Genomic DNA, 16,630 nt, shown 5'->3' on the forward strand with positions numbered 1-16,630 from the left:
CCGAAGGGCTACCGAAGGTCGACCTCTACTCGCAGGTGGCGGTCGCCACCGGGTCGCGGCTGGTCTTCCTCGCCGGCCAGGTCGCCGTCGACGCCGACGGGAACACGGTTGGCGTGGGCGACCTCGCTGCCCAGGTCGAGCAGTGCTACCTCAACGTCGCCACCGCCCTGGCCGAGGTCGGCGGCTCCTTCGATGATGTGGCGAAGTTGACCGTGTACGTCGTCGACTGGACGCCCGACAAGATGGCGCTCCTGGGAGAGGGGATCGCGCGGGCGGCGGCGAAGCTGGGCGTCACCCTGGCCGCCCCGTTGACAGGCCTGGGCATCAGCGCGCTCGCCGGCCCCGACCTGCTGGTCGAGGTCGAGGCCACGGCGGTCCTCGACGCAGTGTCACGTTGAGTTAGCCGAGGCCGGCGTGGCGCGGGTCGATGTTCCCTGGGCGTGGCCCTGGCCCGCCCAGGGAACATCACAGCTCAGCGCAGGATCCGAAATCGCAGGTGGGTCGCCTGGGGCGTATCGATCGCACCGATGTTCTCCAACCGCAGGGCGGTGGCGTCGAACAGCTTGATCCCGTCGTCGATCACCATGGGCCGTACCGCCAGCCGGATCTCGTCGACGAGCCCCGCAGCCAGGCACTGCTGGGCGAGCTGGGCGCCGCCGCCGATGATGACCTCGCGCTCTCCCGCGGCGACCTGGGCGCGGCCCACCGCCTCGGCCACGTCCGGGATGAAGTGGAAGACGGTGTCCCCTTTGGCCACCTGCTCCGGTGTGCTGTGCGAGACGACGAAGTGCTCGACCAGGAACGGGTTGTCCACGAACCCGTCCTGGCTGGCGCCCTGGTCGTAGGTGCGTCGCCCCATCACCATCGCGCCCATGCTGCGCTGCAGCTCCTCGACGATCGCCTGGCTCTCCGGCGAGGGGGCGAAGAACCAGTCATGCAGCCCTTCGGGCCCGCCGTCCGGCCCGGCAATGCAGCCATTTACCGACATCGTCATATCTAGCACTACTTTTCCCATGGCACCCCCACCGGTTGCTGGCATCCTGTTTCGCGAGCCGGGAATAGCGCCCCTGCCCACCTCTCCGGGTGCCGAGGTGTCATGAGCGCAAGCGGCTCGCCTCCGCCGATGTCATCATCACGCACCGACATTCCGGCGCCCCGTCGACTCACCGGCGTACCCCACCGTGGGCATCGGCGTGGACCACGCCCCACTGATCTACCAAGATCAAATACCGGGACTGCCTGAACTCGCCATGGTGAGGCCCGGGGATATGTCCAATCCCCGGGCCTCGGTTTGCCACCGATTTTTGCACACCGACACTTTTAAGAATGCAGATCATTCGTTACGACATCAGGTTTTACCGTTAAACTATCGCCGCATGTTGGAGCGGCGAGCTGGACTTGAACCAGCATCCGACGATCAGCGTCCACATTCGTTCGACCCGGTGTTCAGTGGCGAATACTGAAGTTGGAGCGATAATCTGAGATTGACCGTGGCTGCCTCTGCCAGTTGGGCTACCCCGACCCGAGAAGTGCCGGGGGCAGGGATCGAACCTGCACTGGACCGCGTTCGTCAGTTTAAGCTTCAGCTTCAGCTTTGCGCCCTTGGCGCACCCCTGCGCTCCCACAGGGGAACCTATGACGGCTACCCGAACAGGTAGTCAAAGACCGCTGCGCCTACCCGCTTTTCAACGGCCTCGGTATTGTTGGCCTCCTCCCGCGCGAACTTGACCGCTGCTTGCAGCGCCACGACGCGGTCGAGGATTTCGTTGACCCGCTTGGCTGGCAGGGCTCCGGAGAATTTCACCGTCGTCCAGTAACCGACGGCCACATCCTCGTAGTAGACCTCAACCTGGGCCGGGTGCTTCTCCGTGGCCTCGGCCTTCACGTGGTTGCGCGGAACTTTCTTAGTCCGAATGGTACGTACCGACTCGGTCCGCCAACTGTCGGTGGACTCGTCACGTACCCACGACTCAGCAGCGTCCAGGACTGGCAGCTTCTTGACGAAGGTGTGCAAGTCGACCAGCTGCTTCTCAAGAAACAGCAAGTATGTGACTGGTACGCCGCTGGCTACGGTCTGACCGTCGACCACGATGTCGGCGTGCGCCACACAGTTGGTCCAGTCCTTGGTGGCCGTAACGTCAAGAAGGCGTGTGAGCGTTGTCGAGACCTGCCGCAGGATGTCCTCGGCCTTGATCTGCACCCGCGTCGACTCGGCCGGCAGTTGCTCGCCTTCCTCGTCCTTGGGCTGGTAGGTGCGCGAGATGCCTGCCAACGGAGCGGTCTTCTGCAGGGCATGGTGTGCCTCAGTCCAGTCCGCGAACGACTTGCTCTTGACGCCCTTTTCGACCGCGATTATCTGGTTAAGCCTCGGCACAATTTCTCCTATCGACCAGCGGTACGTTAGCACCCCTGCCCACTGTGGCAAACATCAGCGTGACGCGGGCGGATGGAATCCCCTCGCGACGCCCGCTGGCCGGCCGAAGACGGTTGACTATCAGCCCGGACCTCTGGTGGTCCATCATGGCCGGTGACGTCGGCGAGGAGTAAGCCCGACGCGGTCCTGCCGTGACTAAGGGGCGACCACGCTGAGGTGGGTCGGGGGTAGCCAGAGGGAGGTGCCGTCGCCGGGGCGCAGCGGTGCTGCCGGCCCGGTGGTGAGGTGCAGGGTGACTCCGCCGCTGGTGGCCTGGATGTCGAGGTGGGTGCCCCGGTCGGTGACGGCGGTGATGGTCGCCGGCACCACATTGTCCCCCTGCTGGTCCCCGACCACGATGGCTTCCGGGCGGATGAGGAGCAGGCCTGCTCCGCGGTGGTCGGTGTCGAGGCGGAGGCGGCCGAGGGGGCAGTCGAAGTGGCCGGGGGAAGCGGTGCCGGGGATGGCATTGCCGGCGCCGCCCAGGAATCGGGCGACAGCCAGGGTCGTGGGCCGGCGAAACAGGTCGGCGGGTGGGGCGTGCTGCGCGACCCGGCCGTCGAGAAGCACGGTGACCGTGTCGGCCACGTCGGTGGCCTCGTCGCGGTCGTGGGTGACGAAGAGGGTGGTGCTGCCCTCCCGCCGGTGCAGCTCGGTGAGGAGTGCCCGCATGTCGCCGCGTAGCTGCGGGTCGAGGGCGCTGAACGGCTCGTCGAGCAGCAGGACCCCGGGGCGGACGGCCAGGGCGCGGGCGAGGGCGATGCGTTGCTGCTGGCCGCCGGAGAGTTCGCTGCTGCGCCGCTCGCCGTAGCCCGGTAGCGCGACGGCGTCGAGCAGCTCGGCGACCCGCCGCCGGATGGCAGCGCGGTCGGTGCCGCGCATGCGCAGCCCGAAGGCGACGTTCTCGGCCACGGTGAGGTGCGGGAAGAGCAGCGGGCGTTGAAAGACGACGCCGAGGTCGCGCCGGTGCGGGGGCTGGCGCAGGACACTGTGGCCGGCGACCCGGACGTCGCCGCCGGTGGGGGCGCTCAGCCCGGCGACGATCGACAGGAGGGTGGACTTGCCGCTGCCGGAGGGCCCGAGGACGGCGGTACGGGTGCCCGCCGGCACCTCCAGGCTGACCCGGCGCAGCGTCGGCGTGGTCGCGCCGGGGTAGGTGTGGTCCAGGTCGGCGATGGTGATGTCGGTGGTCATCGGCCGACTCCGAGCAAGGCGGTGTCGCGGCCGGCGAGTTGCCGGGCGGCGAGGGCGGTCAGCAGCAGGGGCGGGGCGACGGCGACCAGCGCGATGGCGGCGGTGGCGGCCTGGTTGCCGCTGCCGGCGGCGGTGGCGAAGAGCAGCAGCGGCACCGTGGTGACGACGCCACCACCGATGAGCAGGGTCAACAGATAGTCGCTCCAGGAGATGAGGAAGGCGAACATGGCGGCGACGACCAGACCGCCACGCAGCTGGGGGAGGCTGACCTCGCGGAACGCCCGCCACGCCCCGGCGCCGAGGGTGCGGGCCTGCCGTTCCAGAGCCGGGTCGACGCCGGCCCACACCCCGGACATCAGCAGTGTGGCGTACGCGGTGGCGGCGGGTAGCTGGGCCAGGACCACGCCGGCGAGCGAGTCGGCGAGCCCGGCGCGCAGGTAGACGATCTGCGCGCCCATGGCGACGGCGAACGGGGGTACCAGCACCGGGGCGAGCAGAACCAGCTCGATCAGCCGTCTCCCCGGCAGCCGGTGCCAGGCCAACGCGCGCCCGGCGGCGGCCCCGAGGACGGTGGCGAGGGCGGCGACGGCGGCACCGATGCTGATGGAGGTGGCGACGGCCTCGGCGAGGCGGGACTGTGGGCCGAGCGCCTGCTCCCAGCCGACCAGCGACCAGCGAGCCGGCCACAGGTCGGGGTAGAACCATTGGTCGGTGAAGGCCTGTACTGCCAGCGGCAGCAGCGGCCCCGCCACCCAGAGGCCGGTGAGGATCAGTACCGTGGGGCGGGCCAACGCCGCGCCGAGCGGCCGCCGGGGCCGCCCCGCTCCCTGAACCAGCTGCGCTCCCGCCACCGGCCCCGCTTCCTGCACCGCTCCCCGCCCCGGTCGCGCTTCCCGTACTGGCCGGGATCCCGTCGCCGGCCCCGCTTCCGTCATCGCCGCGCTCCCGTCACCCGGCCGACGGCACGCCGGCTGGCCCCGGTGTACGCGAGCGCCGCCGCGACGGCGATGACCGCGATCAGCAGGGCGACGGCGACGCCCTCGGCCCGGCCGGAGAGTTCGGCGGCGGTGAACCGCTGGTAGGCCAGGACCGGTAGCGGCTGCGGGTAGGCGCGGCCGAGCAGGGCGGGCACCTCGTACGCGCCGAGGGTGAAGGCGAAGATCAGCACCGCCACGGCCAGGATCGACGGGGCGAGCAGGGGCAGGGTCACGTGCCGCAGCACCTGCCGGGGGCGGGCGCCGAGGGTGGCGGCGACCCGTTCGTGCTCGGCTACCGGACCGCCGAGCGCGGCGAGGACGACGATCAGCACGAACGGCGCCTCCTTCCACACGTACTCGGCGATCACGGCGACCGCGTGCGGGTCGGCGACCAGGGCGGGCAGCGCGACGCCGACGGTACGGGCGGCGCGGGCCAGCAGGCCGGAGTCGGCCAGCAGCAGCCCGATCGCGACCGCGCCGATCAGGTGCGGCACCGGCAGCCCGAGCTGGGCCAGGAAGGTGGCCGTGCGTCGGCCCGCGGCTGTGCGGCGCAGGGCCAGGGCGGCGGCGACACCGAGGGCGACGGCGAGCCCGGTGGCGACGGTGGAGATCCAGAGGCTCAGCAGCAGTCCGTCGGTGAACGCCGGACCGTCGGTCACCCGCTGGTAGGCGGCCAGGCCGACCGGCGTGTCGGTGAACCCGGCCAGGCCGAGGCTCTGGGCGAACCCGTAGCCGAGGCCGCCGCCGAAGAGCAGCACCACGGTGGCCAGCGCCGGCAGGATCAGCAGGAGCCCGGTGCGGCGGTGGTTCACTGTTGCAGTACCTCGCGTCGCCAGCCCTCCTCCAACGGCGGCAGCCACTGCGCCCGTAGCTCCGGTTGGCTGTTACGCGACAGCTGGTCGTAGCTTGGCACCTGAGCCGAGGTGGGCAGGGCGGCGAAGCGGTCCCGCCACTCGACGTCGAGCTTGTCGAGGTTCACGGCCGGGTACTGGCCCCACCCGTCGGGGCGGGCCTTCTCGTACTGCAACTCGGGGGAGAGCATCAGGTCGGCCAGGGCGAGGGCGGCGGAGCGGTTGGCGGCGTTGGCCGGTACGGCGAGATAGTTGGTGTTGCCGATGGTGCCCTCGTCCAGCAGCAGGGTACGGGTGGTGGCCGGGAACTGTCCCCGTTCGACCAGGCTGGTGACCTGCGCCGGCCCGTACGTCATGGTGAAGTCGACCTGCCCGTTGGCGTACAGGTCGTTGAGCTCCTTCTCGTTGGCCGGGTACGTCTCACCCGCACGCCACAGGGCGGGCCGCAGCTCGCGCAGGGTCTGCCACAGCGGCGGGGTGAGCCGGTCGTAGGCGGCCTGGTCGAAGTCGTCCGGGATCTGGTCGACCCCGCCGGCCTGGTGGTAGAGGGCATGCCGGACGAAGACCGAGCCGGTGAAGTCCGGCGGGGCGGGGTAGGTGAACCGGCCTGGGTGGGCGCGGATCCAGTCCAGCAGCCCGGCGACGCTGGTCGGCGGGTCGCTGACCCGCGCGGAGTCGTAGCTGAACGCGAACTGGGCGCGGCTCCACGGCACCTCGCACCCCTCGACCGGGGTGCCGAAGTCGTTGGCGACCGTCGGCTCGGACCAGTCGACGTAGCGCATGTTCGGCAACAGCTCGACCAGCCCGCACTGCCACAGCCCGGCCTGCTTGCCGGTGCGGAAGTTCTCCCCGTTGATCCACACCAGATCCACCGATCCGCCTGAGCCGCGGCCGGCCTGCTTCTCGCCGAGGACCTTGTTGACTGCCAGGGCGGTGTCGGTGATCGGTACCCGGTTGATCCGGACGTCGAGCCGTTCGCGGGCGGCCGGGGCGACGACCTCGTCGACATAGCGGTTGGCGCCGTCGTCGCCGCCGTACATGAAGAGGTTGACCGTCTGCCCGCGGGCCTCCTGCAGCACCTGGGCGAAGTCGCGGGGGGCGGGGTCGACGTCGCCGGTGCCGGCGGTGCAGCCGGCGGCGAGCAGGCCGGCGGCGGTCAGCGTCGCCACCGCGCGCCATCGTCGGTTCATCGGGTGGGCCTCCCGGCGGGCTCGGACAGGGTACGGACAGCGTGCACGACGCGTTGCCCGGCGGTGATGGCGACCACGGCGGCCCAACCCCAGGCGAGCTGGCCGGCGAAGCCGGGCAGCAGGCAGAAGAGGGCGTGTACGGCGATGGTCTCGGCGCCCTCGGCCAGTCCGCCGAGGAAGTGCAGCGACCGCTCGTCACCGCGTTGCCGGCCCACCCGTTCGGCGATCGACGAGTACGCCAGCAGCGTCGCCCCGTTGACGTAGTAGGTCACCAGCAGGACCAGGAACGGGGTGGCGGGCCCGGCAGCGCCGACGGCGACTCCGGCGACGAACGCCCCGTACACGGTGAAGTCCGCGACGATGTCGAGGAACCCGCCCAACGGGGAGGCGGTGCCGCGGCGGCGGGCGAGGGGGCCGTCGAGGCCGTCGGCGAGCCGGGACACCAGCCACGCCACCAGCGCCGGCCACCACCAGCCGGCCGCCGCGGCGGCGCTCGCGGCCAGGCCCAGGGCCAGGCCGGCGGCGGTCAACCGGCCGGGCGTCACCCACGGCCGGTCCACGGCGGCGGCGAACCGGTCCAGGGTCTTGGCCAGGACCGGTCGCAGACGTGCGTCGATCATCAGGTGGTGCCCTCGGTGGCCGGCACCGGGCGGGAGTCCCGGCGCCGGACCCGGCGGGCCGCCGCCGCACCGGCCAGGGTCAGCGCGGCCAGACCGGCCACGGCGGCGAGGAACTGCGGCGAGGTGGGATCGGTCAGCGAGCCACCGACCGCGGTGTAGGCGACAATTCCCGGCGTCATACCGATCGCCGAGCCCAGGGCGTAGTCGCGCAGCCGGACGGCGGTCACCCCGGAGCCGTAGTTGAGCAGCGCGAACGGGACCAGCGGCACGAGTCGCAGCCCGATCACCGCGATCAGCCCGCGCCGCGCCAGGAACTGGTCCAGGCGGTGCAGCCGGCCGCCGACGAGCCGCTCCACGGCCGGGCGACCCAGCAGCCGGCCGAGCAGGAACGACGCCACCGCTCCCAGGGTCGCCCCCACCAGCACCACCACTGATCCGCCGACCACCCCGAACAGCGCCCCGGCAGCCGCGGTGAGCAGCACCCCGGGGACCAGCAGCACGGTGCCCAGGGCGTACCCGACGATGTAGAGCAGCGGTGCCCACGGCCCGGCGGCGGCGACGCGGTCCTGCAGCGTCTCCACGTCCGGGGTGCCCTGGGTGGCCAGCAGCGTCGCCGCGCCGGCCAGCAGGACCACCAGGAAGGCCAGCCTCGGCCACGGTGAGCCGACGATCCGGACGAGCCGTGACGTCGCCGCGGGCTGGGCTGATTCGTCGGTCATCGGTTCCCACCCCGGATCGGGTGCAGGGCGCGGCGCAGGGTGCGGAGCGCGGTCATCGCCCGGGTCGGCAGCGGCGCGGTCAGGTCGGCGCGGAGCTGGGCGAGACTGGCGTTCCACGGCCCGTCCCCGTACGTCGGGTAGGGGTGCACGGTGCTGGCCACGTCGCGTACCTTCGCGCCGCGCCGGATCGCGGCGGCGAGCTCGGCGATCGTCTCACCGGCCCGGGGCGAGACGACGGTGGCGCCGAGGAGCCGGCCGCCCGGCCCGCTCACCAGCTGGGTGAATCCGTCGGTACGACCGTCGGTGATCGCCCGGTCGACGTGGTCGTGGGCGAGCCGTTCCGCACGTGCTCGGGTGCCGTGCCGCTGGCGGGCCTGGGCGAGGGTCGCCCCGACGCGCGCCACCTCCGGGTCGGTGAAGGTCACCCACGGTACGGCGGCGTAGTCGATGCGGCGGCGCAGCCCGAGCAGCGCGTTGGTGGCGGCGTATCCGCCCTGCACCCCGGCGACGTGGGTGAACGGGAGGGTGCCGGTGACGTCACCGGCGGCGAAGATCCGCCGGTTGCTGGTCCGCATCATGCCGTCGATCACGACGTGCCCCTGCTCGGCGCAGCGCACTCCGGCGGCGGCCAGGCCCAGGTCGGTGCTGCGCGGTCGACGTCCGGTGGCGACCAGGATCCGGTCGACCTCGACCGTTGGGCCGTTGCTGAGGTGGAGCGTGCCGCCGGCGACCCGGTCGACGCCGGTCCCGGTCACCACGGTCACGCCCTCGGTGCGGAGCCGTTCGGCGATCAGCGCGCCGACCTCCGGCTCCTCCTTGCCCAGTAGCCGGTCGGCCAGCTCGATGAGGGTGACCTCGACGCCGAGCCGGGCGAGGGCCTGGCCCAGCTCGCAGCCGATCGGGCCGCCGCCGAGGATCGCCAGCCGCCGGGGCAACTCGGTGAGGTCCCAGAGCGTGTCGGTGGTCAGCGGGTCGGCCTCGGCGAGGCCGGGCACGGTGGGTAGGGCCGGCGCGGCACCAGTGGCGATCAGTGCCCAGCGGAACCGGGCTGGTCGGGTGCCCGCGTCGTCGGTGATTTGTAGCGTCCCCGGTCCGGTGAACTTCGCTCGGCCGGCCACCACCGTCGCCCCCGTGGCGCTGATCGCCGCGGGGGAGTCCACCGGCTCGATTCGGGTGATCGATGCCCGTACGTGGGCGAGCACGGCGGCGTCGTCGACCTTCGGCGGGCCGGTCTGCACCCCGTACCGGTCGGCGGTGCGGACGGCGTGCGCGGCGTGCGCGGCGGCGATCAGCGATTTGCTGGGCACGCATCCGGTCCAGAGGCAGTCACCCCCGGTGCGCTCGGATTCGACCAGCAGCACCCGGGCACCGAACCGGCCGGCGGTCTTGGCTGCCACGAGCCCCGCGGTGCCGCCACCGAGGACCACAAGATCCCACTCTTCCACCCAATCCAGCCTTCCTCGCTGTGCCGCCCGTGCGGCCGTGCCTGTTCAGGATGCCCGGTTGGGGCCCCGGCCACCGAACCCGGTAATGCAACGGTGAGAACTAGTTGTGGCGGATCGGCGCGGTGGCCGGCTCAGGAGCGGCTGGTGGTCTTGCGGGCGCGGTAGGCGGTGACGGCGGCCCGGTTGCCGCAGCCGGCGTCGCAGAAGCGGCGGGATCGGTTTCGCGACAGGTCGACCAGGACGTTGCCGCACTCGGGATGGTCGCAGCTTCGTAGTCGGCCCAGTTCGCCGCTGCGGACGAGGTCGACCATCGCCATGGCGGACTCCACCGCCATCCGGGTCGCGAGCGGCGCGTCCCGGGGCACCGCGTGCAGGTGGTACGGCTCGTTGTCGTGCGTGATGAGCTGGGGTAGGGCGGAGTTCTCCCGGAGCAGCCCGTTGACGATGGACACGATCTCGTCGGTGTCGCTGTGCCAGATCCGGCGCAGCCGGGGACGCAGCTCGCGTACCGCCCGCAGTTCGTCGTCGGTGTGCTCGTGTCGGCCGCTGTACGCGTGCGCGATGAAGAAGTTGTTCAGCGCGGCCGTGTCGGGCAGGTCGTCGCCGGCTCTGCCGTCGGTGTTCACCAGGGCCGCGGCGGCGATCAATGAATGTTCGGTGTCATGGGCAAAAAGCAACTTGACTCCTGTCATGGCGGCAGCCTAGCGTCATCAGCGTTGCCTCATTTTGCTCATGACATGGTGTTGTTGCCAAGGAGAAACCCATGCGTCAACCCCCGCGCGGCAGCGCCGGCCTCCTGCTGGCGGTGCTCTCGGCACTGACCTTCGCGACCTCCGGGACGTTCGCCCGCTCGTTGATCGACGCCGGCTGGTCCGCCGAGGCGGCGGTGGTCGTCCGGGTCGGCCTCGCTGCCCTGGTGTTGACGGTGCCAGCGGTGCTGGCGCTGCGCGGCCGCTGGTCGATCCTCCGGCGCAACGCCGCCTCGATCGGTGCGTTCGGGCTGCTCGGCGTCGCCCTCGCCCAGGTGTGCTTCTTCAACGCGGTGCGCTACCTGCCGGTCGGCGTCGCGCTGATGTTGGAGTACCTGGCCGTCGTGGTGGTGGTCGGCTGGATGTGGCTGGCCCACGGGCAACGACCCCGCCGGCTCACCGTCGCCGGGTCGGTCGTCGCCCTGGCCGGGCTCGGCCTCGTGCTCGACCTCGCCGGGGCCGGGCGGCTCGACCCGGTGGGTGTGCTCTGGGGACTCGGCGCGGCTGTCGGGCTCGCCGGCTACTTCGTGCTCGCCGGCCGGATGGACGCGAACCTCCCGTCGGTGGTGCTGGCCTCCGGTGGGATGGCGGTCGGCGCCGGTGTGCTGCTCCTTCTCGGGCTGGTCGGGGTGTTGCCGCTGCGGACGTACACCGGCCCGGTGGACTTCGCCGGGCAGCGCACCAGCTGGCTGGTGCCGGTGGCGGGGCTGGTGCTGGTCGCGGCCGTGCTCGCGTACCTCACCGGGGTTGCCTCGACCCGTCTCCTCGGTGCCCGGCTGGCCTCCTTCGTCGGGCTGACCGAGGTGATGTTCGCCGTGCTCATCGCCTGGCTGGTGCTGACCGAACTGCCCACCGCGGTGCAGCTCGTCGGTGGGGCTCTGATCGTCGCCGGGGTGGCCCTGGTCCGCCTCGACGAGCCACGCGAGACCCCAATGGTGGAGCAGGGGCAGAAACCGGCACTCGCCACCCGCGGTTGACCCTGGCAAGCTCGACGCCATGCTGAGAACGGCGGTGTTCGATGCGGACGAAACCCTGCTCGACCTCCGCCCGGCGGCTCCCTTCCCCGATGCGCTGCCGGCGCTCGCGGAGTCGGCGGATCGTCCAGAACGTGGTCGGGGCGCAGAACGCCGGGCTGCGTGGAGTCTGGCTTAGCCGCGATGGTCGATCCTGCCCACCGGGGGTGCGGCCAGACGCGGAGCTGTCTACTTTGACGGATCTTCCTGCCGTCTTGGCTGCTCTTGCGGACGAAGACGATCTTCGGGGCGCAATCGGAAAGGCCTCTGGTGCAAACGTCGACAGTGCTGTTCGATGACTGCCACGTCCCGCAACGAGAGGATCCGATGTGAGTAGACGCTTCACCGCAGGCGCCGTCGCTACCGTGACGGGCCTGGCGTTGACGGTCACGGGTCTGAGTGTCCCCGCCGGCGCCGCACCGAGCAGCAGCGAAACCTTCACTGTGGTCGCGGAGGACGGCGTCAGCGCCGAGGCGGCCCTGGCGGAGATCCAAGCAGCCGGGGGCGCCGTCGTAACCCGGATCGATGATGTCGGCGTGTTCCAGGTGACCAGCGACCAAGCCGACTTTACTGATCGGATTGCCGAGGCAGACAACCTGATCGGTGCCGTCGAGCAGAAGGCCATCGGCCGTAAGCCCAAGCTGGACCCGGTCGAGCAGGAGGCGCTGCTGACCACCATCAACAGCAAGGGCTCCGGCAAGGGCAAGGACTCTGGCAAGGGCAAGGGCTCCGGCAAGGGCAAGAAGATGGACCCGCTGGACGACAAGCTGTGGGGCCTGGACATGATCCGCGCCGACAAGGCCCGGAAGAAGGAGTCCGGCGACCGGCGCGTCACCGTCGGCGTGCTGGACACCGGTGTCGACGCCAGCCACCCCGACATCGCACCGAACTTCAACTGGGCGTTGTCCCGCAACTTCGCGCCGGACATGCCCGAGGTCGACGGTGAGTGCGAGGTGGCGAGCTGCCTCGACCCGGTCGGCACCGATGACGGCGGCCACGGCACCCACGTGGCAGGCACCATCGGCGCCGCCGCCAACGGCTTCGGCCTCTCCGGGGTCGCGCCGAACGTCTCGCTGGTGGAGCTGAAGGGCGGCCAGGACTCCGGCTACTTCTTCCTGGAGCCGGTGGTCCAGTCGTTGATGCACGCCGGCCGGGCCGGGCTCGACGTGGTGAACATGTCCTTCTACGTCGACCCGTGGCTCTACAACTGCACCGCCAACCCGGCCGACTCGCCCGAACACCAGGCTGAGCAGCGGGCCATCATCAAGGCGATGAAGCGGGCCCTGAACTTCGCCCACGAACAGGGCGTCACCCTGGTCGGCTCCCTCGGCAACAACCACGAGGACCTGGGCGACCCCCGGATCGACACGTCCAGCCCGGACTTCGGTGACACCCCGCCGTACCCGCGTGAGATCGACAATGACAGCTGCTGGAACATGCCGACCGAAGGGCCGCACGTGATCGGCGTCTCCGCCGTCGGCCCCTCGGGCAAGAAGGCCGCCTACTCCAACTACGGCACCGAGCGGATCGGTATCGCCGCTCCCGGCGGCTGGTTCCGCGACGGTTTCGGCACGGACACCTTCCGCACCTTCCCCAACCTGATCCTCTCCACCTACCCGGAGAAGGTGCTCAAGGAAGACGGCCTGGTGGACGCGGACGGCAACATCGATCCGAGCGCCGAAGGGCTCATCTTCAAGGACTGCAAGAGCACCGGTGAGTGCGGCTACTACCGCTACCTCCAGGGCACCTCGATGGCGTCGCCGCACGCCTCGGGCGTGGCCGCGCTGATCGTCAGCAAGCACGGGAAGAAGCAGGGCCGCAACGGCTACGGTCTGGCCCCGGACCTGGTCGAGCAGCACCTCTACCGCACCGCCACCGAGCAGGCCTGCCCGAACCCGCGGCTACAGCAGTACCGTGACGAGGGCCGCGACGAGACCTACGACGCGTACTGCGACGGTGGGCGCAACTTCAACGGCTTCTACGGGCACGGCGTCATCGACGCGTACGAGGCGGTAACCACCCCGCTCAAGTCGCACGGCCGGCCGTAAGGCGGACCGAGCACTGGCCCGGCCGACCCGACAGGTCGGCCGGGCCTTCCGGCTCAGCGCACCGCGTGGGCCCCAACCGGTCAGCGCGGCACGTCGGCTTCAGCGCAGCGCGTCGGCGACGGTGCCGGCGGCCGTGCGGACCTGACCGCCGATCGTCTCGGTGTCCAGCGGCGTCAGGGAGACCACACCGACGCTCGCCTCCAGCCCCGGTACGCCCAGCACGGGCGCAGCCACCCCGTACGCCCCGGACTGCAACTCCCCAGCCGTGTCCACCGGCTCGGCCACGCCGGCTCGGCCGGCGAGAATCGCCCGCCCGGCCGCCCCCCGCTCCAGCGGATGCCGCGCCCCAGTCCGGTACGCCACGTGCAGGGCGGTCCAACTCGGTTCGACCACCGCCAGCGCGACGCCCTCACCGCCCTCGACCACGGTCAGGTGCGCGGTCGCCCCGGTCTGCTCGGCGAGTTGCCGCAGCGCCGGCAGCGCCCCCTCGGCCAGCAGCGGCTGGGCCCGCCGGGCCAGATTCAGCACCCCTACGCCGAGGCGGAGTCGACCGTCGGTGTCGCGGCGCAGCAGGCCATGCGCGTTCAACGGCGCGACCAGCCGGTACACGGCGGCGCGCCCGATCCGCAGCTGGCCCGCCAGCTCGGTGACGGTCAACCCGCCGGGCGCGTCGGCGACCAGGTGCAGCAGGCGCAACCCCCGGTCCAGCGTCTGTGCGCTCTCGCCGCCCCGCGGGGTCGGCGGGTTGCTGCGTCGGGGGGTCGTGTCCACGCCAGCAGCGTACGACCCGGCTCCCGGCGGCCCGAGGAAGCGGGGACGGATACCCTTGTCTAGTGACCCTACGCCTGTATGACACCGCCACCCGTTCGGTGCGGGACTTCGTCCCGCGGGAAGCCGGCAAGGTGGGGATCTACCTGTGTGGTCTCACCCTTCAGGCGCCGCCGCACATCGGTCACCTTCGCTCCGGCATCAACTACGACGTGCTCCGCCGATGGCTGCTGGCACGCGGGCTCGAGGTCCGCTTCATTCGTAATCTTACCGATATCGACGACAAAATCCTGGTCAAGGCGGTGGAGCAGGACCGGCCGTATTGGTCGATCGCCTACGCCAACGAGCTGAAGCTGACCGCCGCGTACCGGGCGTTGAACGTGCTGCCCCCGACCTACGAGCCACGGGCCACCGGGCACATCCCGGAGATGCTGCAGCTGATCGCGAAGCTGATCGACGCCGGCCACGCCTACCCGGCCTCCGACGGCTCCGGCGATGTCTACTTCGACGTGCACTCCTGGCCCGCGTACGGGGCGCTGTCCAACCAGGCCCCGAGCGACATGCAGCCCGCCGGCGACGCCCCCGAACGGTGCAAACGTGACCCGCGCGACTTCGCCCTCTGGAAGGGGGCCAAGCCCGGCGAGCCCGCCGACGCGTACTGGCCGTCGCCGTGGGGTCGGGGCCGGCCCGGCTGGCACATCGAGTGCTCGGCGATGTGCTGGCGCTACCTCGGCAGCGAGTTCGACATCCACGGCGGCGGGCTGGACCTGACCTTCCCGCACCACGAGAACGAACTCGCCCAGTCGCAGGCGGCCGGCCTGCCGTTCGCCCGTTACTGGGTGCATCACGGCCTGCTCAACATCGCCGGCACGAAGATGGGCAAGTCCTGCGGCAACGCCCTCGACCTGACGTACGTGGACTCGCTCGGGGTGCGTCCGGTGGAGCTGCGCTACTACTACGCCGCCGCCCACTACCGGTCGGTGATCGACTACTCGGAGGACGCGCTGCGCGAGGCGGCCGTCGCGTACCGGCGGATCGAGGGCTTCGTGCAGCGGTCCGCCGAGCGGGTCGGCGCCGGCCAACCCGCGGTGGTGCCCGCAGCGTTCGCCGCGGCCATGGACGACGACCTGAACACCTCAGCGGCGCTCGCCGTGCTGCACGAGACGGTTCGGGACGGCAACACCGCGCTGACCGGCGGCGACGATGTGACGGTCCGCACCGCGCTCGGCCAGGTGCGGGCGATGCTGGATATCCTCGGGGTCGATCCACTCGACCCGGCGTGGAGCGCCGGCGGCGGCACGGACGACCTGTGCGCCGTGGTCGACTCGCTGGTGCAGCTAGCCCTGGAGCAGCGGGCGCAGGCGCGCAGCCGCAAGGACTGGTCCGCCGCCGATGCGATCCGCGACCAGCTCAAGCTGGCCGGCGTCGTGGTCGAGGACACCCCCAACGGCCCCCGTTGGACTATTGGAGAGCAGGACTGATGGCCGGCAACTCGCAGCGCCGTAGCCGACGGCTGACCCCGAAGGCGGGTGCCCCGAAGGGCACCGGCGGCAAGGGGCGGGACGCCCTCGCGGGGCGGGGCCGTACCTTGCCCGCCGACGAGCGGCCGTGGCACAAGGCGTACTCGGGCACCGAGAAGCTGCCCCAGCGCACCGCCTGGAAGCAGGAGAAGGAGCGGCGGAGCGCGGCCGAGGAGGGGCGCGCCCCGAAGATCGGTAAACCCGGCACGAAGGACACCACCTGGGGCAAGGGTGGCGGTCGGGGCGTTCCCACCAACAAGAGCGGCCGGGGCGTCCCCAGCAAGAGCGGCCGGGGCCGGCCAGACAGCCGCAGCGGTGGCCCGCGGGTCGCCCCCGGTCGTCGGACGAACCCGGCGAAGGATGCTCCCGAACTGTTGGTCGGCCGCAACCCCGTGCTCGAATCATTGCGCGCGAACGTGCCGGCCACCGCCCTCTACGTGGCGCAGGGAATCAACACCGACGACCGGATCGGCGAGATCGTCCGGACCGCGGCGGACCGGGGCCTCGCGATGCTGGAGGTCAGCCGCGCCGAACTGGACCGGATGACCGGCGGCGTGTTGCACCAGGGCGTCGGCCTCCAGGTGCCGCCGTTCCGGTACGAGCCGTTCGAGGACCTGACGGCGGCGGCGCTGGAACAGCCCGCCCCGCTGCTGGTGGCGCTGGACGGGGTCACCGACCCACGAAACCTGGGCGCGGTGATCCGGTCGGCCGCCGCGTTCGGCGCGCAGGGGGTCTTCGTCCCCGAACGGCGGGCCGCCGGGATCACCGCGACCGCCTGGCGGACCAGCGCCGGTGCCGCCGCGCGGGTTCCGGTCGCCCAGGTCACCAACCTGACCCGGGCACTGAAAGCATGCAAGGAGGCCGGCTTCGTCGTGGTCGGCCTGGACGCCGACGGGGAGACCGACCTCTACCATCTGGAAGCCGCTGTTGGTCCGCTCGTTGTGGTGGTGGGCTCCGAAGGGCGCGGCCTGTCCCGGCTGGTCGGCCAGACCTGTGACCTAACCGTCCAGATCCCGATGGTCTCCGACGTCGAGTCGCTGAACGCCAGCGTCGCGGCGGCCGTGACGCTCGGCGAAGTGGCTCGCCGCCGGGCCGCCGAGGCCTGAACTAACTCCGCACACGA

The 16,630-nt window shown here is 71.3% G+C and carries 17 protein-coding genes and 1 pseudogene; 7 read left to right on the forward strand and 11 right to left on the reverse strand.

Going from position 1 to position 16,630, the window contains the following annotated elements; translation table 11 throughout:
- Positions 1-398, forward strand: a 398-nt coding sequence (locus B116_RS0115760; protein WP_027660630.1) for a RidA family protein, incomplete at its 5' end; no start/stop codon positions are given.
- Positions 399-472: 74 nt separating this feature from the next.
- On the opposite strand, the gene B116_RS0115765 is transcribed toward B116_RS0115760, so the two are convergent.
- From B116_RS0115765 to B116_RS0115810, 10 genes are all read right to left on the reverse strand, one after another.
- A complete protein-coding gene (locus tag B116_RS0115765; RefSeq protein WP_263404923.1) occupies positions 473-1,015 on the reverse strand; it encodes a dihydrofolate reductase family protein in 543 nt (180 codons plus the stop codon).
- Positions 1,016-1,642: 627 nt separating this feature from the next.
- Positions 1,643-2,374: a DUF7873 family protein gene (locus tag B116_RS0115770; RefSeq protein WP_018720938.1), complete on the reverse strand. Its 732-nt coding sequence runs from the start codon at positions 2,372-2,374 to the stop codon at positions 1,643-1,645.
- A gap of 195 nt (positions 2,375-2,569) precedes the next feature.
- Positions 2,570-3,607 (reverse strand): ABC transporter ATP-binding protein, encoded by a 1,038-nt coding sequence (locus tag B116_RS0115775; protein ID WP_018720937.1) that lies wholly within the window; start codon positions 3,605-3,607, stop codon positions 2,570-2,572.
- A complete protein-coding gene (locus B116_RS0115780; protein WP_397540772.1) occupies positions 3,604-4,476 on the reverse strand; it encodes an ABC transporter permease in 873 nt (290 codons plus the stop codon). Before B116_RS0115780 ends, B116_RS0115775 begins: the two co-directional genes overlap by 4 nt.
- Before the next feature lie 62 nt (positions 4,477-4,538).
- Positions 4,539-5,396, reverse strand: coding sequence for an ABC transporter permease subunit (locus B116_RS0115785; protein ID WP_027660632.1), 858 nt, complete (start codon positions 5,394-5,396; stop codon positions 4,539-4,541).
- Positions 5,393-6,604 (reverse strand): ABC transporter substrate-binding protein, encoded by a 1,212-nt coding sequence (locus B116_RS0115790; protein WP_027660633.1) that lies wholly within the window; start codon positions 6,602-6,604, stop codon positions 5,393-5,395. Before B116_RS0115790 ends, B116_RS0115785 begins: the two co-directional genes overlap by 4 nt.
- A 17-nt stretch (positions 6,605-6,621) precedes the next feature.
- Positions 6,622-7,245, reverse strand: coding sequence for a CDP-alcohol phosphatidyltransferase family protein (locus B116_RS0115795; RefSeq protein WP_018720933.1), 624 nt, complete (start codon positions 7,243-7,245; stop codon positions 6,622-6,624).
- Positions 7,245-7,964, reverse strand: a complete 720-nt coding sequence (locus B116_RS0115800; RefSeq protein WP_018720932.1) for a TVP38/TMEM64 family protein — start codon at positions 7,962-7,964, stop codon at positions 7,245-7,247. The genes B116_RS0115795 and B116_RS0115800 overlap by 1 nt, the downstream gene beginning before the upstream one ends.
- Entirely contained in the window at positions 7,961-9,409 is a 1,449-nt protein-coding gene (locus tag B116_RS0115805) for a dihydrolipoyl dehydrogenase family protein (protein WP_027660634.1), read from the reverse strand. Before B116_RS0115805 ends, B116_RS0115800 begins: the two co-directional genes overlap by 4 nt.
- 131 nt (positions 9,410-9,540) lie before the next feature.
- The gene (locus tag B116_RS0115810) at positions 9,541-10,086 is read right to left on the reverse strand and encodes a CGNR zinc finger domain-containing protein (protein WP_026321467.1); all 546 of its coding nucleotides are present in this window, start codon (positions 10,084-10,086) and stop codon (positions 9,541-9,543) included.
- An 86-nt stretch (positions 10,087-10,172) separates the two neighbouring features.
- Here B116_RS0115810 and B116_RS0115815 point away from each other — a divergent pair, with 86 nt between their 5' ends.
- The 4 genes and pseudogenes from B116_RS0115815 to B116_RS0115820 all read left to right on the forward strand — a co-directional run bounded on the left by B116_RS0115815 (position 10,173) and on the right by B116_RS0115820 (position 13,219).
- Positions 10,173-11,135, forward strand: a complete 963-nt coding sequence (locus tag B116_RS0115815; protein ID WP_027660635.1) for an EamA family transporter — start codon at positions 10,173-10,175, stop codon at positions 11,133-11,135.
- A gap of 19 nt (positions 11,136-11,154) precedes the next feature.
- On the forward strand, positions 11,155-11,310 hold the full coding sequence (locus B116_RS27855; RefSeq protein WP_188116036.1) for a hypothetical protein: 156 nt from the start codon (positions 11,155-11,157) through the stop codon (positions 11,308-11,310).
- A pseudogene (locus tag B116_RS26760) lies at positions 11,255-11,444 on the forward strand (HAD family hydrolase); the annotation flags it as partial. The gene B116_RS27855 and the pseudogene B116_RS26760, both read left to right, overlap by 56 nt.
- Positions 11,445-11,500: 56 nt before the next feature.
- Positions 11,501-13,219 (forward strand): S8 family serine peptidase, encoded by a 1,719-nt coding sequence (locus B116_RS0115820; protein ID WP_027660636.1) that lies wholly within the window; start codon positions 11,501-11,503, stop codon positions 13,217-13,219.
- Positions 13,220-13,318: 99 nt separating this feature from the next.
- Here B116_RS0115820 and B116_RS0115825 read toward each other — a convergent pair whose 3' ends face one another.
- Positions 13,319-13,990 carry an IclR family transcriptional regulator gene (locus B116_RS0115825; RefSeq protein WP_026321466.1) on the reverse strand — a complete coding sequence of 224 codons (672 nt, stop codon included), beginning with the start codon at positions 13,988-13,990 and terminating at the stop codon, positions 13,319-13,321.
- A 62-nt stretch (positions 13,991-14,052) separates the two neighbouring features.
- On the opposite strand from B116_RS0115825, the gene cysS reads away from it, so the two are divergent.
- Together cysS and rlmB are read left to right on the forward strand one after the other, a co-directional pair.
- Complete coding sequence (cysS, locus tag B116_RS0115830; RefSeq protein ID WP_018720925.1) at positions 14,053-15,468, forward strand: cysteine--tRNA ligase; 1,416 nt, start codon at positions 14,053-14,055, stop codon at positions 15,466-15,468.
- Positions 15,468-16,613, forward strand: coding sequence for a 23S rRNA (guanosine(2251)-2'-O)-methyltransferase RlmB (rlmB, locus tag B116_RS0115835; RefSeq protein WP_027660637.1), 1,146 nt, complete (start codon positions 15,468-15,470; stop codon positions 16,611-16,613). Before cysS ends, rlmB begins: the two co-directional genes overlap by 1 nt.
- Positions 16,614-16,630: the final 17 nt, after the last annotated feature.

Source organism: Salinispora fenicalii, from assembly GCF_000514815.1.
GTDB classification, from domain to species: domain Bacteria; phylum Actinomycetota; class Actinomycetes; order Mycobacteriales; family Micromonosporaceae; genus Micromonospora; species Micromonospora fenicalii.